Origin of the sequence: Paenirhodobacter populi, from assembly GCF_004022215.1 — a bacterium.
GTDB lineage: Bacteria > Pseudomonadota > Alphaproteobacteria > Rhodobacterales > Rhodobacteraceae > Rhodobacter > Rhodobacter populi.
This window is the reverse complement of the sequence record NZ_SAUZ01000002.1, coordinates 169,902-189,592: the sequence shown is the minus strand read 5'-3', so window position 1 is coordinate 189,592 and position 19,691 is coordinate 169,902. Positions and strand designations below refer to the sequence as shown.

At 67.6% G+C, this 19,691-nt stretch carries 16 protein-coding genes; 4 read left to right on the top strand and 12 right to left on the bottom strand.

Annotated elements, in window-relative coordinates; translation table 11 throughout:
* Positions 1-58: 58 nt before the first annotated feature.
* From D2T30_RS02530 to D2T30_RS02515, 4 genes are all read right to left on the bottom strand, one after another.
* Positions 59-2,350 (bottom strand): ATP-binding response regulator, encoded by a 2,292-nt coding sequence (locus tag D2T30_RS02530; protein ID WP_241651178.1) that lies wholly within the window; start codon positions 2,348-2,350, stop codon positions 59-61.
* A gap of 116 nt (positions 2,351-2,466) precedes the next feature.
* Positions 2,467-3,651, bottom strand: a complete 1,185-nt coding sequence (locus D2T30_RS02525; RefSeq protein ID WP_128207499.1) for an RsmB/NOP family class I SAM-dependent RNA methyltransferase — start codon at positions 3,649-3,651, stop codon at positions 2,467-2,469.
* A gap of 195 nt (positions 3,652-3,846) precedes the next feature.
* A complete protein-coding gene (gene amaB, locus D2T30_RS02520; protein ID WP_128207498.1) occupies positions 3,847-5,355 on the bottom strand; it encodes an L-piperidine-6-carboxylate dehydrogenase in 1,509 nt (502 codons plus the stop codon).
* A 26-nt stretch (positions 5,356-5,381) separates the two neighbouring features.
* Positions 5,382-6,677 carry an NAD(P)/FAD-dependent oxidoreductase gene (locus tag D2T30_RS02515; protein WP_128207497.1) on the bottom strand — a complete coding sequence of 432 codons (1,296 nt, stop codon included), beginning with the start codon at positions 6,675-6,677 and terminating at the stop codon, positions 5,382-5,384.
* A gap of 180 nt (positions 6,678-6,857) precedes the next feature.
* On the opposite strand from D2T30_RS02515, the gene D2T30_RS02510 reads away from it, so the two are divergent.
* Positions 6,858-7,766: a LysR substrate-binding domain-containing protein gene (locus D2T30_RS02510; RefSeq protein WP_128207496.1), complete on the top strand. Its 909-nt coding sequence runs from the start codon at positions 6,858-6,860 to the stop codon at positions 7,764-7,766.
* Between the two features lie 55 nt (positions 7,767-7,821).
* Complete coding sequence (locus tag D2T30_RS02505) at positions 7,822-8,772, top strand: nucleoside hydrolase (RefSeq protein ID WP_128207495.1); 951 nt, start codon at positions 7,822-7,824, stop codon at positions 8,770-8,772.
* A 131-nt stretch (positions 8,773-8,903) separates the two neighbouring features.
* On the opposite strand, the gene D2T30_RS02500 is transcribed toward D2T30_RS02505, so the two are convergent.
* The 6 genes from D2T30_RS02500 to D2T30_RS02475 all read right to left on the bottom strand — a co-directional run bounded on the left by D2T30_RS02500 (position 8,904) and on the right by D2T30_RS02475 (position 15,513).
* Positions 8,904-9,752 (bottom strand): dipeptide ABC transporter ATP-binding protein, encoded by an 849-nt coding sequence (locus tag D2T30_RS02500; protein ID WP_128207494.1) that lies wholly within the window; start codon positions 9,750-9,752, stop codon positions 8,904-8,906.
* Complete coding sequence (locus tag D2T30_RS02495; protein WP_128180935.1) at positions 9,749-10,591, bottom strand: ABC transporter ATP-binding protein; 843 nt, start codon at positions 10,589-10,591, stop codon at positions 9,749-9,751. Before D2T30_RS02495 ends, D2T30_RS02500 begins: the two co-directional genes overlap by 4 nt.
* 4 nt (positions 10,592-10,595) lie before the next feature.
* Entirely contained in the window at positions 10,596-11,498 is a 903-nt protein-coding gene (locus D2T30_RS02490) for an ABC transporter permease subunit (protein ID WP_128180937.1), read from the bottom strand.
* A complete protein-coding gene (locus D2T30_RS02485) occupies positions 11,495-12,502 on the bottom strand; it encodes an ABC transporter permease subunit (RefSeq protein ID WP_128180939.1) in 1,008 nt (335 codons plus the stop codon). Before D2T30_RS02485 ends, D2T30_RS02490 begins: the two co-directional genes overlap by 4 nt.
* 65 nt (positions 12,503-12,567) lie before the next feature.
* Positions 12,568-14,172: an ABC transporter substrate-binding protein gene (locus D2T30_RS02480; RefSeq protein ID WP_128180941.1), complete on the bottom strand. Its 1,605-nt coding sequence runs from the start codon at positions 14,170-14,172 to the stop codon at positions 12,568-12,570.
* 168 nt (positions 14,173-14,340) lie between these two features.
* Complete coding sequence (locus D2T30_RS02475) at positions 14,341-15,513, bottom strand: M24 family metallopeptidase (protein WP_128207493.1); 1,173 nt, start codon at positions 15,511-15,513, stop codon at positions 14,341-14,343.
* 143 nt (positions 15,514-15,656) lie between these two features.
* Here D2T30_RS02475 and pdxY point away from each other — a divergent pair, with 143 nt between their 5' ends.
* A complete protein-coding gene (pdxY, locus tag D2T30_RS02470) occupies positions 15,657-16,511 on the top strand; it encodes a pyridoxal kinase (protein WP_128207492.1) in 855 nt (284 codons plus the stop codon).
* A gap of 231 nt (positions 16,512-16,742) precedes the next feature.
* Here the strand turns inward: pdxY and lipA are convergent, their stop codons facing one another.
* The gene (gene lipA, locus D2T30_RS02465) at positions 16,743-17,693 is read right to left on the bottom strand and encodes a lipoyl synthase (RefSeq protein ID WP_128180947.1); all 951 of its coding nucleotides are present in this window, start codon (positions 17,691-17,693) and stop codon (positions 16,743-16,745) included.
* Between the two features lie 114 nt (positions 17,694-17,807).
* On the opposite strand from lipA, the gene D2T30_RS02460 reads away from it, so the two are divergent.
* Complete coding sequence (locus tag D2T30_RS02460; RefSeq protein ID WP_128207491.1) at positions 17,808-18,491, top strand: MIP family channel protein; 684 nt, start codon at positions 17,808-17,810, stop codon at positions 18,489-18,491.
* Between the two features lie 89 nt (positions 18,492-18,580).
* On the opposite strand, the gene D2T30_RS02455 is transcribed toward D2T30_RS02460, so the two are convergent.
* A complete protein-coding gene (locus tag D2T30_RS02455; RefSeq protein WP_128207490.1) occupies positions 18,581-19,678 on the bottom strand; it encodes a DUF6456 domain-containing protein in 1,098 nt (365 codons plus the stop codon).
* Between the last annotated feature and the right edge of the window lie 13 nt (positions 19,679-19,691).

Here is a 19,691-nt window from a genome sequence, read left to right as displayed (position 1 = left end):
TCAATCTATTTCCACCGGAAGATGCTGCGCGATCACGGTTAAGGAAAAGTTTACGGCGTTACCGCGCAATCCGTTCCTGCACCGTCGCCACCAGATCGCTGAGCGAGAACGGCTTGGGCAGGAAGGACGAGTTCGGAAACCGCGGCAACCCGTCGCGGAAGGCGTCCTCGGCATAGCCGGACATGAAGACCACGGCCGTTCCGGGGCGCTTCTCCATCGCCTTGGCGACCCAGCACGGCCCGTCCATCCCCGGCATGATCACATCGGAGACGAAGACATCGACCATCAGCGCCTCGTCCTCGAGGATTCTCAGCGCCTCTTCGCCGCTTTCCGCCTCGAACACCACATAGCCCCGCAGCTTCAGCGCCCGCGTCGCGAAAGCCCGGACCGGCGCTTCATCCTCCACCAGCAGGATCGTCGCCGAGGCGTCGGATTGTTCCGCCGCAGGCGCCTTCGGGGGCGCGGGGGCCGGCGGTGGCGCCTCCTCGATGCGGTCATAGGTCGGCAGCAGGATGGTGAAGGTCGTCCCCGCGCCGGGCGTGCTGTCGCAGAAGATATAGCCGCCGGTCTGCTTGACGATCCCGTAGACCGTCGAAAGGCCGAGCCCCGTCCCGTCCCCGGCGCGCTTGGTGGTGAAGAAGGGCTCGAAGATCTTGCCCATCACCTCCGGCGTGATGCCGGAGCCCTGATCGATCACCCGCACCTGAACGTAATCGCCATGCGGGATCGTCACATGGTCGCGGCCAAGCTCATCGCGCAGCGTCAGGTTGTCGGTCTCGATCCGGATCTCGCCGCCCGCGGGCATCGCGTCGCGCGCATTGACCACGAGGTTCATGATCACCTGTTCAAGCTGCCGCTTGTCGGCCCGGATCGGCCGGAGTTCCGGATCGTGCAGCAGCGTCAGCGCCACCCGCTCGCCCACCAGCCGGTTCAGCAGATGCGTCAGTTCCGAAAGCGTGTCGCGCAGGTCGAGCACCTCGGGGTTCATCGTCTGCTTGCGCGAGAAGGCCAGCAACTGCCGCACCAGCGCCGCCGCCCGGTTCACGTTCTGGCTGATCTGGTCCAGATCGGCATAATCCGGATCGGCCCGGTGATGGCGCAGCATCAGCAGGTCGCAATGCCCCGAGATGGCCGTCAGCAGATTGTTGAAATCATGCGCGACACCGCCCGCAAGCTGCCCGATCGCCTGCATCTTCTGCGCCTGCACGAATTGCGCCTCAAGCGTTTTCAGCTGCGTCGCGTCGGTCAGCACGGCGATGAAGCCAGAGCGCCCCTCGACCACCACGCGGCTGAGCATGACCTGCAGGAACAGTTCCGAGGGATGGCCGCGCAGGCGCATCACCTCGGGCCGGCGCTCGGCGCGTCCGGCGCGGGCATCGGCCACCCAGTCGGCCACGGGACGGCCCAGCCCCTCGAACAGATCGCCGAGGCCCCGACCGATCTCCACCTCGCCCATCAGGGCGCGGGCCGCCTGATTGGCGGCGATCACGCAGCCCCCCGCCGTCAGCCGGAGCATGGCGATCGGCAATGTCTCGAAGGCGGTCGGGTCATGGCTTTCCACCTTGCCCGCCGCGACCGGCAGGAAGATGATCCGGCGGTTGCCGCCGCTGGTGGCCTCGACCTCCGCCACGAAACAGCGCAGCAGGCCGGAGAGCGTCTGGAGTTCGTGCTCCTCCCCGGGGCGCAGCGGCAGATCGGTGACGATCCGTTCCAGATCGTTCCGCTCCGCCCCGATCAGGGCGCGCAGCGCCTCATTGACCGACAGCACGACGCCCGAGCGCGACAGCACCAGCTGCGGCAGCGCGCCGGTGTCATCCGCGCCGGTATCGGCGACATCCTCGATCCGCCACAGATAGGTCTTCCGGCCGATCACATGCACGGAAACGCGGGTCCGCCCCTGCCCCGTCACCACATCCTCATGCGCCGCGCCGCGTTGCCGTGCGCGCGATTGCAGCCGTGCGAGCAACGGATCCGGATGGGCGAAACGGTCGAGCAGCGCGGCAGAGACGGTGGCCGCCGATGAGGCCGCGGCGGCATTCCGGTACAGGATGGCCCCGTCCCCATCCGCCGCAAGGCAGCGCGCGCCATCCGCCCCCAGAACACGACCCAGCCGGTAGCGCAGCCACAGCCCGCGCAGGCGCCGTGCCTGCCGCACCAGAACCATGCCCACCACCAGTACCAGCAGGCTGCCGGCGATGGTCAGAAGCAGCGTCGAGATGACGGGATGCGGCAGCACGCCGCCCACGATCCCCGTCGCGATACCCAAACCAAGCAGCCACGCCTCGCGCAGCGGGCCGCCATTCCCCGTCCGCCGCCGCGCCCCGAGCTGAAGCGTGTTCGCCTCCTTCACCTGTCACCCGCCCCACAGATCCCGTCCGGATCCCGCCGCCTGTATCCGAAGGACAAGGGCGACGGCCCGCTCTTTCGGACCTGTCTAATGCCGCCTGGTTAACGAAGAATTAACAGTCATCTCAGGCGATGCAACTGCGCGGCGTAGAAGCCATCGGCCGCCTCCTCCGCGGGGCCGAGCGGCAGAAAGCGATGCTCCGCCACGATCCCGAAGATGCCCTGTTCGGCAAAACGGCGGATCTGCGCGCCGTTCTCGCAGTCCAGCAACGAGCAGGTCATATACAGCAGCGCCCCGCCCGGAGCCACATGCCGCGCGGCGGCGGCAAGGATCTCCTGCTGAAGACCCGCAAGCCGCGCCAGCGCCTCGGGCGTCAGCCGCCATTTCGCATCGGGCGTGCGCCGCCATGTGCCGGACCCCGAACAGGGCGCATCCACCATGACCAGATCGAACATCCCCGAAACGCCGCCCGGCGGTGCCAGCGCGAGCCGTGCCCCCGCGCGCTTCGCCCGGGCCGGGATGTCGCGCATCCGCCCCGGGTCGATGTCATGCGCCACGATCCGCGCGTCCGGCGCCCGCGCGGCCAGCGCCAGCGCCTTGCCGCCTCCGCCCGCGCAGTAGTCCAGGACGCGCGCACGACCCTCGGGCGCGGCGGTGGCCACCGCCGCCTGAGACGCCGCATCCTGCAATTCCACCAGCCCGTCGCGATAGGCCGCGCAGGATTGCACCTTGCGCGCGCCCGAGATCACCCGCAGCGCGGTTTCGGCCAGCGGATGCGGCAGGCTGTCGATCCCCTCGGCGGCAAGGGCGGCCTGCGCCCCCGCCCGGTCGGTCCGCGCCGTGTTGACCCGCAGGAAGACCGGCGCGCGGCCCCGCATCGCAAGGCTCACCGCCGCGAAATCCGCACCCAGATCCGCCGCGAGTTGTGGCCGCAGCCAGTCTGGCCAGTCGTGCAGGGCAAGCGCGCCGGCCTCCGGCAGCGGCGCGGCCAGCAGCGCAGCCTCCTCCGCCGTCAGGGGCGCGGGCGCATGGCCTTCGCCGGTGAACAGCGTCGCGGCGTCCGCCCCCTGCACCCGCAATAGCCCGAGGATCAGGTTCCGGCCGCTCTCGCCCCCGCCCAACAGGGCGAAGCTGCCCCGGCAGCGCAGCGCGTCGAAGACGTGATCGCGCACCGCCGCCCGGTCGCCCGAACCGGCATAGCGGCTCGCCCGCGCCCAGTTGGTCAGCGCCTGTTCGGCAGGCGCGCCCTCGCGGATCGCATCGAGGATCGTGATCGCGGCGGAAAGGCGGGCGGCAGGGGTCATCGGAAGCTCCTTTCCTCCGATCTAGCCGGGGTGGGCGTCCGGCTCAACCCGGCATTCCCGCGATCGTGGTTCAGGGCCACGATCGTGGGGGAGGTGGATAGGGCGCAAGGGGGCGCCGCCCCCTCTTTGCCTGACGGCAAATTCACCCCCGGGATATTTGAGGAAGGATGAAAGGCAGAAGGGACGCCTTGCCCATCATTCGATGTCGAAGACGACGCCTTGCGCCAGCGGCAGGTCGCGCGAATAGTTCACGGTGTTGGTCGCGCGGCGCATGTAGCCCTTCCACGCATCCGATCCGCTTTCGCGTCCGCCGCCGGTTTCCTTCTCGCCGCCGAAGGCGCCACCGATTTCCGCGCCCGAGGTGCCGATGTTGACATTGGCGATGCCGCAATCCGACCCGGCGGCAGAAAGGAACAGCTCCGCCTCCTGCAGATCGCGGGTGAAGACCGAGGACGACAGCCCCGCTGCCACACCATTCTGCAGGGCGATCGCCTGTTCGAAATCGCTGTAGCGCTGGACGTAGAGGATGGGCGCGAAGGTTTCCTCGGTCATCGGCGCGACCTGTTCGGCCATCTCGACGATCGCCGGGCGCACGTAATAGCCGCCGGGCGGCACCTCGACCCGTTCGCCGCCATGCAGCTTGCCGCCCATGGTCGCGGCGGCGTTCAGCGCGGCCTGCATGCCCTCGAACGCGGCGCGGTCGATCAGCGGGCCGACCAGCGCGTCGCTCTCCAGCGGATTGCCGACCCTGACGCTGGCATAGGCCTTCACCAGCCGCGGCACGAAGGCGTCATAGATGCTGTCATGCACGAACAGCCGCCGGAGCGAGGTGCAGCGCTGCCCCGCCGTGCCCATCGCGCCGAAGGCCACGGCCCGCAGCGTCATATCCAGATCGGCCGAGGGACAGACGATCCCCGCGTTGTTGCCGCCGAGTTCGAGGATCGAGCGTCCGAACCGCGCCGCGACCTTCGGCCCGACGATCCGCCCCATCCGGGTCGAGCCGGTGGCCGAGATCAGCGGCACATCCGGGCTGTCGACCAGCGCTTCGCCGACCTCCGGCCCGCCGATCAGAAGCTGCGCCAGATGCGCGGGCGCATCGCCAAAGCGCGCCAGCGCGCGATCCAGAACCGCCTGCGCGGCGATCGCCGTCAACGGCGTTTTCTCCGACGGTTTCCACAGCACCGGATTGCCACAGACCAGCGCCAGCGCCGTATTCCACGACCAGACCGCGACGGGGAAGTTGAAGGCCGAGATGATCCCCACGGGCCCCAGCGGATGCCAGGTTTCCATCATCCGGTGGCCGGGGCGTTCCGTGGCGATGGTCAGCCCGTAGATCTGCCGCGACAGGCCCACGGCGAAATCGCAGATGTCGATCATTTCCTGCACCTCGCCCAGCCCCTCGGACGGGATCTTGCCCGCCTCGATCGAGACGAGCCGACCGAGATCGGCCTTGGCGGCGCGCAGCTCCTCCGCCCAGAGGCGGACAAGCTCGCCCCGGCGTGGCGCGGGCACCAGCCGCCAGGCGGTGAAGGCCGCCTTCGCGCGGGCGATCGCCTCCTGGGTCGTGGCCTCGGTATCGGGGGTCAGTTCCGCCAGCCTTTCGCCGGTCAGGGGGGTGAAGCTTTCCATCGTGCCGCCGGTGAAGCGGTTCGTGTCGACGCCAAGCCCGGTCAGGATCGTTGCGGTTTCGGTCGTAAGAGTCATGCGGTTTCCTTCAGGGGTCAGGTGGCTCAGAGCCGGTCGGAGACGGTATGCAAAAGCCCGGAGCCCACGGCATACCATGCGGATTTCAGGCCGCGCAATGCGGCGGGTTCGACGGGGGTGACGGGCAAGGGCATTTCCCCGATGGACCATTCGCCCAGAACGTGCCGCGCCAGCGCCCTGCCGCAGACGGTGCCCGGCGCGATGCCGCGCCCGTTGTAGCCGCAGATCGCGACGGCATTGGGGCCGGGCTGGTGCAGGCGCGGCAGCGCATCCGCCGTCATGCCGATCCGCCCCCACCAGAAGGTCTCGAAGCCCACGCCCTTCAGTTGCGGAAAGACCCGGTGCATGGCGCGCAGGGCCCAGGCGTGATGGGCCGCGCGCTCGGCCGCCGCGAAAGCGCCGCCAAGCCGCCCGACCGATCCCCAGACGAGCCGCCCCGCCTGATCCATGCGAAAGGAGGACAGCACCTCGGGCGTGTCCCAGCAGCCCTCCCGCCCCGGCAGGATCGAACCCGCCAGATCCGGGGGCAGCGGCGGCGTCGCCATGTTGAAATAGGGAAGGATCACCTGTTCGGTCAGGATCTGCGGAAAGACCTGCGCGGTATAGGCATCCGTCGCCGGGATCAGCCATTCCGCCCGCAGCGTGCCGCGCGCGGTGCGCAGAACCCATTCCGTGCCGTCATGGGACACGTCGGTCACCGCCGCGTCGCCGTGGATCCGCGCCCCGGCCGCCAGCGCCGCGCACGCAAGCCCCCGCGCATAGGCCAGCGGCTGGATCGTGCCCGCGCGGTGGTCGAGCAGCGATCCCGCATAGTCACCGCCACCCAGACGGCGCCGGGTTTCCCCGGCCGACAGCAGCTCGACCGGCGCGCCGCGCGCCCGCCATTGCTGCATCCGGTTGGTGATCTCGCGCAGGCCCTTGTCGCCCACGGCCAGATGCAGGGTGCCGCGATGCACCGCCTCGCAGGTAATGCCAAGCCGTTCGACCAGCGCGAAGACCTCGGCCGGCGCATTGCCAAGGAAATCCAGCAGCCGGCTGCCGTAATCCGCGCCCAGAACGCCGGGCAGGTCATCCGGCATCACCCACATCCCGGCATTGACCAGCCCGACATTGCGCCCCGAGGCGCCAAAGCCCGGCTCGGCGGCCTCCAGCACGGTGACCGCCCTGCCCGCCTCCGCCAGATGCAGCGCGGCGGAGAGGCCGGTATAGCCCGCACCGATGATCGCGACGCGGGTGCGCTGGTCGCCCTCGAACGGCGGCAGCGCCGGCGCCGCGGGCGCCGAGCGTTCCCAAAGACCATGACTGCGGGAATCACCGCGCATCTCTTGCCCCCGAATGGCCCGATCCTGTGACAGGACTGGGCGAAAGCCCGGGCGGGCGCCAGTTCCATATCCTCCACAGGTCATTCCATGTGAGAATGAGTTGATGTAGGTTTCCGCGCGATCCTGCCCTGTCCGGGCAAGCAAACCACCACCATCATTCCGAACGGGAATGTTACGCCCATGCGCACGCCACGCCGCTTTCTGCCTTCGTTGTCCCTTTTGCAGGCCTTCGAGGCGACCGCGCGGCTGAATTCCGTCACCATGGCGGCGCAGGAACTGTCGCTGACGCAAAGCGCCGTCTCGCGGCAGATCCGTGCGCTGGAGGAACAGATCGGCACGGCCCTTTTCCACCGCGAAAAGCAGAGCCTGCGGCTTACCCACGGCGGCGCAGCCTATGCCCGCGAGGTGCGCGAGGCGCTGGCGCGGATCTCGCAGGCCTCAATGAACCTGCGCGCCAATCCGCATGGGGGAACGCTGTCGCTCGCCATCCTGCCGACCTTTGGCACGCGCTGGCTGGCGCCGCGTCTGCCGGCCTTTCTGGCCCAGCATCCGGGGATCACCATCAACCTCGTCACCCGTCTGCGCCCCATCGATTTCGCGGCCGAGGCCGTCGATGCCGCGATCCAGTTCGGCCGCGCCGACTGGCCGGGCGGGCGGGTGCTGCGGCTGATGGGCGAACAGGTGGTGCCCGCCTGCGCGCCCGACCTTGCCGCAAGGTTCGGCTTTGCCACGGTGGCCGACCTGCCCGGGGCGCCGCTTCTGCACCTGACCTCGCGCCCCGATGCGTGGGAAAGGTATCTGGAACATCACGGGATCGACCCGGGACAGATCCACGGCATGCTGTTCGACCAGTTCGCCACGGTGGCGCAGGCGGCGGCCTCGGGGCTCGGGGTCGCGCTGCTGCCCACCTTCCTGATCGAGGATGAAATCGCACGCGGCCGCCTTGTCTGTCCCGTGGGCTTGCCGATGCGCTCGAAACAGGCCTATCACCTGTGCTGGCCCGCCGATCATGACGATCACCCGCCGCTGAGCCGCTTCCGCGACTGGCTGGTCCGCGAAACCCGCGCCTTCGAGGCCGCAAGCCCCTGATCCCCCTTGCGCTTTCATGCCGGATCGCCTTTGTCTGCGACAAACGGAGGACCACATGCACAAGGTGATTTTCGACACCGACCCCGGCGTGGACGATGCGCTGGCGCTGTATTACCTGCACCGCCACCCGCAGGTGGACCTGCTGGCGATCACCACGGTCTTCGGCAATGCACCCGTCGAAACGACGACCCGCAACGCCCTGTTCCTGAAGGACTCCTGGGGCATCACCGCGCCCGTCGCCATGGGCGCCGCGCACCCCCTGTCCGGCCCGGACGAGGCGCATTGGCCCACGCATATCCACGGGCGCGACGGGCTCGGCAATATCGACGCGCCCGAACCCGCGGCGCAGCCCGATCCGCGCCCGGCGCATCAGGTGATCGTCGACACGATCCGCGCCCATCCGGGCGAGGTCACGCTCGTCGCCGTCGGACGCATGACCAATCTGGCGCAGGCGCTCCGCGCCGCGCCGGAGATCGCCGCACAGGCGAAACAGGTGGTGGTGATGGGCGGCGCCTTCGCCGTGCCGGGCAATGTCACCCCGGCGGCCGAGGCGAACCTTCACGGCGATGCCCTCGCGGCGGATGAGGTCTTCGCCGCCTCCTGGCCCGTCGTTGCAGTCGGCCTCGACGTGACGCGACAGGTCGAGATGACGCGCGCGGAACTCGCCGATCTGGCCCGACAGGGTAAACCCGAGGTCGCACTCCTGCGCGATCTGTCGCAGGATTACATCGCCTTTTACGAGGCGCTGAACCACCGCGGCATGGTCGTCCATGACTGCTGCGCCTGCGTTCTGGTCACCGACCCCGACCTCTTCACCCGCCGCACCGCGCGCATCCGCGTGCTGACGGAAGGCATCGGCCGGGGCGCGACCGTGGCCGCGCCCCTCGACATGCGCTTCCCGCCCGGCGACTGGGACAGCGCCCCGGCACAGGACTACTGCACCGCCATCCGCGCCGAAGCCGTGCACGAACGCATCACCCGCCTGCTCTCGGCGCGCGAAGGCTGACAGGCACAATCCGCGCGCCGCTCCTGCTTTCGTGTTTCCATAAATATCCCGGGGGTGAGGCGCTTGCGCCGAGGGGGCTGGCCCCCTCGCCACGCATCGGCACGCACGGCGCTTCCGGTCTGCCGCTGCCCTCAGGCAGAAATCTGCCCGGAGCGCAGCGCCTTGCGCCGGGCGACGCGCTGGCGGATCGCCTCGATATCGGTCACCGGGGTCGCGGCGAAAAGCTGCCGGGTATAGGGATGCTTCGGATTGGCGAAGATCTCGTCCCGGCTGCCCTGTTCGACCACATCGCCCTTGTGCATCACCATCACGTCGTCGGCGATATAACGGATCACCGAGAGGTCATGGCTGATGAACACATAGGTCAGGCCGAATTCCTCCTGCAGATCCGCCAGCAGATTCAGCACCTGCGCCTGCACCGACAGATCGAGCGCCGAGACGGGCTCGTCCAGCACCAGCAGCGCCGGGTTCAGCATCAGCGCCCGCGCAATCGCGATCCGCTGCCGCTGGCCGCCGGAAAACATATGCGGATAGCGGTTGAAATGCTCGGGCGCGAGGCCCACGCGCGTCAGCATCGCCTCGGCCCGCGCGCGCCGCTCGGCGGCGGGCAACTTGGTGTTCAGCAGCAGCGGCTCCATCAGGACGTCGCCCACCTTCTGGCGCGGATTGAGCGAGCCATAGGGGTTCTGGAACACCATCTGCACCTTGGCGCGCAGGGTGTGATCGGGGCGCTTCTTCGAGATATCGACCTCCTGCCCGTCGATCTTCAGCACGCCGCCCGACTGATGGTCGATCAGCGTAACGATCCGCGCGAGCGTCGACTTGCCCGAACCGGATTCCCCCACGATCGCCAGCGTCTTGCCCTTTTCCACCGCGAAGGAGGCGCCCTTGACCGCGCGCACCGTCTTGGCCCCGCCGAACATGCCGCCGGGCACGTCGTAATCCTGCGTCAGATCGATGCCTTCGACGACATAGCTCATTTGCTCACCCCCTCAGCACCGAAGAAATCCGAAACCGTCGGCAGCCGGTCCCCCGTGGCGTTCTCCGGCAGGGCCGAGAGCAGCGCGCGCGTATAGGGGCTTTTCGGCGCCTCGAAGAGGCTCAGCACATCGGCCTCTTCCATCTTGTGGCCCTTGTATTGCACGATCACCCGGTCGGCGGTTTCCGCGACCACCCCCATGTCATGGGTGATCAGGATCAGCGCCATCCCGTGTTTCTCCTGCAGATCCATCAGCAGGTCGAGGATCTGCGCCTGAATCGTCACATCCAGCGCCGTGGTGGGTTCATCCGCGATCAGCAGCCGCGGATTGGTGGCGATGGCCATGGCGATCATCACCCGCTGGCACTGCCCGCCCGACATCTGATGCGGATAGGCGCGGATCTTGGCGTCGGGCTCGGGGATGCCGACGGCCTTGAACAGCTCGATCGCGCGCGCCCGCGCGGCGTGGTGCGAAAGACCGAGGTTGAGGCGCAGCACCTCCTCGATCTGGAAGCCCACGGTGAAGGACGGGTTGAGCGAGGCGATCGGTTCCTGAAAGATCATCGTGATCTCGCGGCCGATGACGCGCCGGCGTTCCTGCGCGGTCATCTGCAGCAGGTTGTGGCCGTCAAAGGTCATCTCGTCCGCCGTCACCGTGGCGGTGTCGGGCAACAGCCCCATCACCGCCAGCATGGACACGGATTTCCCCGACCCGGATTCGCCGACGATCGCCAGCACCTCGCGCGCATCGACGGAAACGTCGATCCCGTCGACGGCGGTGAAGCTGCCCGTGGAGGTGGCGAACCGGACGGTGAGGTTGCGGATGTTCAGCAATGCCATGACCTCAGCCCTTCTTCAGTTTCGGGTCGAGCGCATCGCGCAGCCCGTCGCCCATCAGGTTGATCGCCAGCACCGAGATCAGGATCGCCAGCCCCGGGAAGGTCACCACCCACCAGGCGCGCAGGATGAATTCGCGCGCCTCGGCCAGCATCGTGCCCCATTCGGACGCGGGCGGCTGCGCCCCCATGCCGAGGAAGCCCAGGGCCGCCGCGTCGAGGATCGCCGAGGAAAACGACAGCGTCGCCTGCACGATCAGCGGCGCGAGGCAGTTGGGCAGGATGGTCTTGAACATCAGACGCAGGTTGCCCGCCCCCGCGACCCGCGCGGCCGTGACATATTCGCGCGCCTTTTCCCCCATCACCGCCGCCCGCGTCAGCCGCGCGAAATGCGGCTGGTAGACGATGGCGATGGCGATCATCGCGTTCAAGAGCCCCGGCCCCAGAACGGCGACCAGAACCAGCGCCAGCAGCAGCGACGGGAACGCCAGAACCACATCCATCACCCGCATGATGACGGTATCGACCCAGCCGCCGAAGAACCCGGCGAGCGTGCCGATCAGGATCCCGCCGACCACCGCGATGGACACGACGACGATGCCGATGAACAGCGAATACTGCGCCCCGTAGATCAGCCGCGAAAGCATGTCGCGCCCGACCGCGTCGGTGCCCAGAAGGTAGGCGGAACGCCCGCCCTCCTGCCAGACCGGCGGCACCAGCAGCGCGTCGCGATACTGCATCGTCGGATCATGCGGCGCGATCACCGGCGCGAAGACGGCGGCAAAGACCAGCAGGATGAACACGACCAGACCCGCGACCGCGCCCCGGTTCTGCCGGAAGTGATACCAGAAATCGGCAACCATCCGGCGCCGGATCGCCGCATCGGAAAGCTTGACTGCGGTGTCGGTCATTTGTGGCGGATCCTCGGGTTGATGAGACCATAGGTCAGGTCGACGATCAGGTTCACGATCATCACGATGGCGGCGATCAGCAGCAGCCCCGACTGCACCACCGGATAGTCGCGGCGCGAGATGGAATCGATCATCCATTTGCCGATGCCGGGCCAGCTGAAGATCGTCTCGGTCAGGATGGCGCCGGCCATCAGCACGCCGATCTGCAAGCCGATCGTGGTGATCACCGGGATCATCGCGTTGCGCAGGGCATGGACCATGACGACACGCGAATAGGGCATGCCCTTGGCCTTGGCGGTGCGGACGTAATCCTCGCCCATCACCTCGAGCATGGCGGAGCGGGTCTGCCGCGCGATCACCGCCAGCGGGATCGTCGCCAGCACGATGGACGGCAGGATCAGGTGCGAGAAGGCCGAGGCGAAGGCTCCCTTCTGCCCCGACAGCAGGCTGTCGATCAGCATGAAGCCCGTCACCGGCGGGAAGAAGAACATCAGGCTGATGCGGCCCGACACCGGCGTCCATTGCAGGATGCCGGAAAAGAAGATGATGAGCAGAAGCCCCCACCAGAAGATCGGCATGGAAAATCCGACCAGCGCCGCGGTCATCGACACCTGATCGAACCACGAGCCGCGCTTGATCGCCGCCAGAACGCCCACCGGCACGCCGATCAGCGTCGCCAGCAGGATAGCGACGATGCCCAGCTCCATCGTCGCCGGAAACAGCGCGAGGAATTCCGTCAGCACGGGTTTCTTCGTCACCAGCGAATTGCCCAGATCGCCGTGCAGCAGCCGCACCAGAAAGTCGAGATACTGCATCAGGAAGGGTTTGTCATAGCCGAGCTGATGCGCGAGCTCCGCATGGCGCTCGGGCGACAGGCCGCGTTCCCCCGCCATCAGCAGGACCGGATCGCCCGGCAGAACCCGCACGAAACCGAAAGCCACGAAGGTGATCCCCAGAAACGTCGGGACCAGATACAGCAGCTTGGTGAGAAGAAATCTGATCATGCATATATCCTCAACGGGCGCGCAAAGGGTTGCCCCCCGCGCGCCCGTCCGTTTGTCCCCGAGGATTATTCGGTGAGGTCAACGTGTTCGAAGGTGAAGTCACCCAGCGGGCTCATGGTGAAGCCGGTGACATTCGCGCGCATCGGCACGAACTGGGTGGAATGCGCCAGCGTGTCCCACGGCGCCTGTTCCTTGAAGATCACCTGCGCCTGTTCATAGAGCTTCGTGCGTTCTTCGACGTCCGAATTCTGCTTGGCCTGGGTGAGCAGGTCCGAGAATTCCTGGTTGCACCAGAAGGCCCGGTTCGCACCGCCGCCCTGTGCGCTCGCGCAGGACAGCAGCACGCTGAGGAAGTTGTCCGGATCGCCGTTGTCGCCGGTCCAGCCCATGATGACGGCGCCCTTGCGGCCTTCCTCCATCGACTTCTTCAGGTATTCGCCCCATTCGTAGGACACGATCTCGGCCTTGACGCCGACCTTGGCGAGGTCCGACTGCATCAGTTCGGCCGTGCGGCGGGCGTTCGGCATGTAGGGGCGCTGCACCGGCATCGCCCAGATCTCCATCGACAGATCCTTGACGCCGGCGGCTTCCAGCGCGGCCTTGGCGGCCTCGGGGTCGTAGACATCATCGACGATCGCGTCGTTGTAGGACCACATGGTCGGCGGGATCGGGTTCTTGGCCACCTGCCCGGCGCCCTGGAACACCGCGTCGATGATCGCTTCCTTGTTGATCGCCTGGTTCAGGGCCTTGCGGACCTCGGGCTTGTCGAAGGGGGCGACAGTGGTGTTATAGGCCAGATAGGCGACGTTCAGGCCCGGCATCTCGTCGAGCTTGAGGTTCGGATCGGCCTTGATCTGTTCGATGTCGGCGGGCGACGGATAGGGCATCAGGTGGCATTCGCCCGCCTTCAGCTTCTGCAGCCGGACCGAGGCGTCGGTGGTGATCGCAAAGATCAGGTCGTCGATCTTCGGCGCGTCGCCCCAGTAGTCGGCGTTCTTCTGGTAGCGGATCACCGCATCCTTCTGATAGGCGACGAACTTGAACGGGCCGGTGCCGATCGGCTTGTTGTTGAAGTCTTCCTTGTTGCCCGCGGCGGCCAGCGTGTCGGCATATTCCTTCGACACGATCGACATGAAGGGCATGGCGAGGTTGGCGATGAAGGGCGCCTCGGAATGGGTCAGCGTCACCTTGACGGTGAGATCGTCGACCTTCTCGACCGACTTGACCAGTTCGGGCATCTCCATCGCGGTATAATATTCGTAGGTGATGCCGGGGATGTATTCGTGCCACGGGTTCGCCGCATCGCCCTGACGTTCAAAGCTGAAGATCACGTCATCGGCGGTCACGTCGCGGGTGGGGGTGAAGATGTCGTTCGACTGCCACTTCGCGCCCGGACGCAGGTGGAAGGTGTAGACGGTGCCGTCCTCCGAAACGTCCCAGCTTTCGGCCAGACCCGGCTCGACCTCGGTGGTGCCCGGCTTGAACTCCACGAGCCCGTTGAACACCGGATGCGCCGAGGCGTCGAAGGTGGTGCCGGAGGTATAGGGGGCCGGATCAAAGCCCTCGGGCGAGGCTTCCGAACAATAGACGAAGGTCTTCGCCATTGCGGGCGCAGCCGCGCTCAGCGCCAGCGCGGAAACCGCGAGCAGGCTGCGGGACAGGAGTTTCATCGGATATCCTTTCTCACTGTTGAGTCGTTTCGTGACGCCGGTCTCGCGCCGGCGCAAGGACGGAAAATGCGTGGAGATTTGACCATCCGATCAATCCACGGCCGCGCGTTTCCTCACATCTTCATGAGGGATATTCAAGGGCCAAACCGGAGGTCCTGTAAAGCCCCGTCAGAACGGCGCCGCCGGACTTTGCGCGGGCGGGCAGAACCAGTGCGGCCCGTCCTCCCCCATCCAGACGATATCCTCGAGCCGCACCCCGCATTCGCCATAGACGCAGAGCATCGGCTCGATCGAAAAGACCATGCCGGGTTCGAGCGGCGTGGCATTGCCCCGGACGATGAAGGGATCCTCGTGGATGTCGAGGCCGAGCCCGTGCCCCGTCCGGTGCGGCAGGCCGGGAACGGCGTAATCCGGGCCGAAGCCCTCGGCCTCCAGCACCGCGCGCGCGGCGGCGTCGACCGCGGCGCAGGGCGCGCCGGGCCGCGCGGCGGCAAAGGCCGCCAGATGCGCGCGCCGCTCGCAGTCCCACAGATACGCCTGCCGTTCCGTAGGCTTGCCGAAGACATAGCTGCGGGTGATGTCGGACCGATAGCCTTGCAGGATGCCGCCAAGGTCGATCAGCACCATGTCCCCCTCCCGCAGCACCTGCCCGCCCGGCTTGCCATGCGGATAGGCCGTCGCCTCGCCGAACTGCGCCGCGACGAACAGCGGTTTCATCCCCAGCCGCCGATGCGCCGCATCGACGAACTGGCAGACCTCGGCGGTGGAGATGCCGGGCCGCAGCCCTTCCCAAACGGCCTTCTGGACGCGCCAGCTCGCCTCCATCGCGGTGCGCAGGATGGCGATTTCGGCCGGCGATTTCACCTGCCGCTGCGCGGTGATCAACGGGGCGGCGGGCTCCACCGCGCCCTCCATCGCCGCGATCATCCCGGCGGCGAACAGGAAGGGCGTCGCCGGATCCAGCGCCAGCCCCTGCCCCGGCAGATCCAGCCCCCGCACCCGCGCGGCGATCATCGCGCGGGGGTCTTCATGTTCCTCCCACGCCAGAACCTCGCCGGGGATGCGCAGCATCGTGTCAAGCTTCGGCACCTCGAATCGCGGGCTGACATAGACCGGCGCGCCCCGCACCGGGATGATCGCGCCATGCATCCGTTCCGAGGGCGCGATCGACAGCCCCGTGTAATAGCGCAGCGACGACGAGGCATCGAGCCACACCGCCTTCAGCCCCCGCGCCGCCATCCGCCCCTGCAAACCGGCGATCCGCGCCGTCAGCTCATCGTCGGAAATCGGCATCGCGCTGACCGGCTCGAACCCGTCCAGCGCCTTTTCATAGCTCGTCATGTCCTGCTCCTGCTTGCGGCGCGACACTTGGTCCGCATTCCGGCAAAATCGCGGGAAACGCCATTGCGATCGCGGTTTTTTTGCCGCACAGAAGGCCGTCGCCCGTTCCGGGACCAATTTACCGCAGCCAGGAAGGGATTGCCATGCGTCGCCCGCCGCTTGTGATCAGCATCCAGAGCCAGGTCGTCATGGGCCATGTCGGCAATTCCGCCGCGGTCTTTCCGATGCAGGCCGCGGGGCTTGAGGTGGCGCAGATCCCGACGGTGCTGTTTTCCAACACGCCCTTCTACCCCACCCTGCGCGGCTGCGCCCTGCCGCCCGAAATCTTCGCCGATCTGCTGCTTGGGGCCGAAGAACGCGGCCTGCCCGAACGCGCGGCCTTTCTGGTCACCGGCTATATCGGCTCGATCGAGGTGGCGCGCCAGACCGCCGCTTTCGTGCGCCGGGCCAAGGCCGCCAATCCGCGGCTGATCTATCTGTGCGATCCGGTGATGGGCGATACCGGGCCGGGGCTTTACGTGCCGTCCGAGATCGCCTCGGTGATCCGCAACGATCTGCTGCCGCTCGCCGATATCGCGACGCCGAATCCGTTCGAGCTGTCCTGGCTGACCGACAGCGACCCGGTCGCGACGCTCGCGGACATTCCCCGCGTCGGCGCAAGGCTCGGGCTGGCGCCGGGCGCGCATCTGGTGGCGACGGGCTGCGCGCTCGCCGAAACCGCCGAAGGCATGATCGAAACCGTCGTCCTCGGCCCCGAGGGGCTGAGCCGCCATCCCGTCCGCAAACTGCCCATCGCCATTTCCGGCACGGGCGACCTGTTCGCCGGGCTGATCGTCGCGGGGATCAGCAGCGCGCTGACCCTCTCCGCCGCCGTCGATGCGGCACAGGTGCAGATGTCGCGCGCGATCGCGCGGGCACAGGCGCTTGGCGCCGAAGAGGTCGTGCTGTCGGACCCGGACTTCCGCGCCGCCCTCGCCCGGCTGCAACCGGCCGGATGATCCCGCCCGCCATCTTTCCCTGAAGACGAAAGCCACGAGGCGTTTCACGCGGTTTCATGATCGCGTTCCGGCCCCATCGGAAACAGCCCATCGTTTTTTCATGAATATCCCGGGGTGAGCCGAGGAGCAGCGGCCTTCCGGTGGAAGGCCGCCTCGGCGAACGCGCGGCCCGTGGCCGCGCCGGGGTGGCCGAGGCCACCGGCGGGGGCAGCGCCCCCGACCCGCGCGCGGTCAGGCGCGACCGAGCTTTTGCAGACGCGCGGCCCGCAGCCGGGCAAAATCGTCGCCCGCGTGATAGCTCGACCGCGTCAGCGGTGTCGCCGAGACCATCAGGAAGCCCTTGCCGTAGGCCGCGCGTTCGTATTCCTTGAACTCGTCGGGCGTCACGAAGCGATCGACGCGGTGATGTTTGGGCGTCGGTTGCAGATATTGCCCGATGGTCAGGAAGTCGATGTCGGCGGCGCGCATGTCGTCCATGACCTGCTTCACCTGCATCGCGGTCTCGCCCAGCCCCACCATGATCCCCGATTTGGTGAACATCGTCGGGTCCAGCTCCTTCACCCGCTGCAACAGCCGCAGCGAATGGAAATAGCGCGCGCCGGGGCGCACCTCGGGGTAAAGCCCGGGCACGGTTTCGAGATTGTGGTTGAACACGTCCGGGCGCGCCTCGACCACGATTTCCAGCGCGCGCGGGCTGCATTTCAGGAAGTCGGGCGTCAGGATCTCGATCGTCGTGTCGGGGGCACGGTGGCGCACGGCGCGGATCGTCTGGGCGAAATGCTCTGCCCCGCCGTCCTGAAGGTCGTCGCGGTCGACCGAGGTGACGACGACATGCTTCAGCCCCAGCGTCTGCACCGCATGGGCGACCCGCCCCGGTTCAAAGGCGTCGAGCGTGTCGGGCTTGCCCGTCGCGACGTTGCAGAAGGAACAGCCGCGGGTGCAGATCTCGCCCATGATCATCATCGTGGCATGGCCCTGCGACCAGCATTCGCCGACGTTCGGGCAGCCCGCTTCCTCGCACACGGTGACGAGGCGGTTTTTCTTCAGGATCTCGCGCGTGTCCTTGTAGCCTTGCGAGGTCGGCGCCTTGACCCGGATCCAGTCCGGCTTCTTCGGCTGCGCCTGATCGGGGCGGTGGGCTTTCTCCGGGTGGCGTTGATCGGGGATCTTGAGTTCGCGCAAGGGATTTTCCCCCTTTTCCTGAGGTCTTCGGATAGATAATGCGAAACCGGCCCGAGACGCAATGCGGGCTTACATCCTAAAAGGGGACCGCAGTCCGTCTGCGGCGATTTGCCTATGAAAAAATTCATTGCCGAGGTCCTCGGGACCTTCTTCCTCGTCTTCTTTGGTGTCGGCACCGCCGCCATCACCGGCGCGGAGTTCGGAATTCTGCCGATCGCCACCGCGTTCGGTCTGTCGATCGTCGCGGCGGCCTACGGGATCGGCGCGATTTCGGGCGCCCACCTGAACCCGGCGGTCTCGATCGGCGTGCTCTGCGCCGGGCGCATGTCGGCGGGCGAATTCGTCCAGTATGTCATCGCTCAGGTCATCGGCGCCATCCTCGGCGCCTTCGTCATCTACCTGATCGTCAGCGGCAAGTCCGACTATTCCATCGCCACCAGCGGCATGGGGCAGAACGGTTACGGGCCGGGTTACGGCGGCGGCTACAACCTCGCCGCGGCGCTGATCTTCGAGGTCGTGGCGACGTTCATCTTCGTCACGGTGATTCTGGGCGTGACGGACAAGGGCGCGCCGGTGGGCTTTGCCGGTCTCGCCATCGGGCTGACGCTGACGGCGGTGCACCTTGTGGGCATCAATGTCACCGGCACCTCGGTCAACCCGGCGCGTTCGATCGGGCCGGCGCTGTTCGTCGGCGGTCAGGCGCTGTCGCAGCTGTGGGTGTTCATCCTCGCGCCGCTGGTGGGCGGGGCGCTGGCGGGCATCGTCAACGCGGCTGGCCTGACCCGCGCCGACGCCTGATCCAGCCATACGGCAAGACAGAAAGACACAGGCCCGGGAATTTCCCCGGGCCTGTGCGTTTTGAGCATGTGTGTTTGTGCCTGTGCGCGTCAGCCGATCAGCGGCGCGGCCCCGCCATAGGTTTCGTCGTAATGCCGCTTGAGCCGCATCAGCGCGATCCGCAGCACGATCTTGCCCGATCGTGCCGACCAGCCAAGCCGCCGCTCCGCCGCCTCCAGCCCCTCCAGAAAACAGCAGCAGCGCAGCACCATGTCGCCGAGCCCCGGCCCGAGGTCGCGCAGCGCCGCGGCCACCCGTTCCCGCGCGCGTTCCGATCCGCCCTGACCGCCCGCCTGATCCGGGCGATACTGCCCCCGGTCGCCGCCGGTCAGGAAGCGTTCCCAGTTCTGCGCGACGCGCGGCCCCATCTGCGCCAGTTCGAAATCCTCGCGCAGGCGCTCCCCCGCCGCGACCAGATCGGGCGCAAGGAACGGCGCCCCGTTCGCATCGCGCCGCCGCGCCAGCACGCCAAGCGGGCTTTCCGCCAGATTCGCCCGAATCCGCCGCCGCGCGGCGCCCGATCCGACCTCGCGCTCGCCCCATTCGCGGTGCTGGCCGCCAAAGGCCGTGTCTTCCTCGCCGCTGTCCTCGCGCTCTTCCTCGATCTGCCGCTTCAGCGCCGCGCGCCCGGCCGCGGAAATCCCGTAGCTCATGACGCGGCCGGCGTGGCGCAGATGGATCCAGTCCTTCAGCGCCAGCGCCTGCGCCGTTTCCCGCGCCGTGACCGCAGTGCGGACCGTGCCGCGCAGCACCACCGCCTTGTCCTGTCCCTCGCCCACCACGAGAACCGCCCCCGGCTCCGCCAGCCGGCGCAGGATGCGGTGCGCCTCCTGCTCCAGGTGGTCCTCGGCCTCGGTTTGCGCCTGTGCGCGGATCGGTGCGGTCATGTCGGTTTCTCTCTCGGGTGAGCCGGCCGAGACATCGACGGGCACCGCAAGGCCGAGCCGGGAAAGAGCTTCGTCGATCAGCGGATCCTCGCGCCGTTCCTCGACCCGGCGCACCCAACGCAGCAGCGTCGAGGCATGGCACCCTTCAGCCCGTGCGAGCTGGCGAAGGGGCACCCCTTCCTCGACGTGGCGCAGGTAGATCCTGGTCGTATCTGGCAACCAGCCGGGCAAATCCGTCCCGACGGAGGCTCTGATCGTCATTCTTTCCCCCAGA

Coding starts and splice junctions, on each gene's coding strand:
- D2T30_RS02505 (WP_128207495.1), top strand. CDS start 7,822: ATGCACAAGGTGATTTTCGACACCGACCCCGGCGTGGACGATGCGCTG.
- pdxY (WP_128207492.1), top strand. CDS start 15,657: ATGCGTCGCCCGCCGCTTGTGATCAGCATCCAGAGCCAGGTCGTCATG.
- D2T30_RS02515 (WP_128207497.1), bottom strand. CDS start 6,677: ATGCGCGGTGATTCCCGCAGTCATGGTCTTTGGGAACGCTCGGCGCCC.
- D2T30_RS02490 (WP_128180937.1), bottom strand. CDS start 11,498: ATGACCGACACCGCAGTCAAGCTTTCCGATGCGGCGATCCGGCGCCGG.
- D2T30_RS02510 (WP_128207496.1), top strand. CDS start 6,858: ATGCGCACGCCACGCCGCTTTCTGCCTTCGTTGTCCCTTTTGCAGGCC.
- D2T30_RS02480 (WP_128180941.1), bottom strand. CDS start 14,172: ATGAAACTCCTGTCCCGCAGCCTGCTCGCGGTTTCCGCGCTGGCGCTG.
- D2T30_RS02475 (WP_128207493.1), bottom strand. CDS start 15,513: ATGACGAGCTATGAAAAGGCGCTGGACGGGTTCGAGCCGGTCAGCGCG.
- D2T30_RS02500 (WP_128207494.1), bottom strand. CDS start 9,752: ATGAGCTATGTCGTCGAAGGCATCGATCTGACGCAGGATTACGACGTG.
- D2T30_RS02485 (WP_128180939.1), bottom strand. CDS start 12,502: ATGATCAGATTTCTTCTCACCAAGCTGCTGTATCTGGTCCCGACGTTT.
- D2T30_RS02525 (WP_128207499.1), bottom strand. CDS start 3,651: ATGACCCCTGCCGCCCGCCTTTCCGCCGCGATCACGATCCTCGATGCG.
- D2T30_RS02495 (WP_128180935.1), bottom strand. CDS start 10,591: ATGGCATTGCTGAACATCCGCAACCTCACCGTCCGGTTCGCCACCTCC.
- D2T30_RS02455 (WP_128207490.1), bottom strand. CDS start 19,678: ATGACGATCAGAGCCTCCGTCGGGACGGATTTGCCCGGCTGGTTGCCA.
- amaB (WP_128207498.1), bottom strand. CDS start 5,355: ATGACTCTTACGACCGAAACCGCAACGATCCTGACCGGGCTTGGCGTC.
- D2T30_RS02460 (WP_128207491.1), top strand. CDS start 17,808: ATGAAAAAATTCATTGCCGAGGTCCTCGGGACCTTCTTCCTCGTCTTC.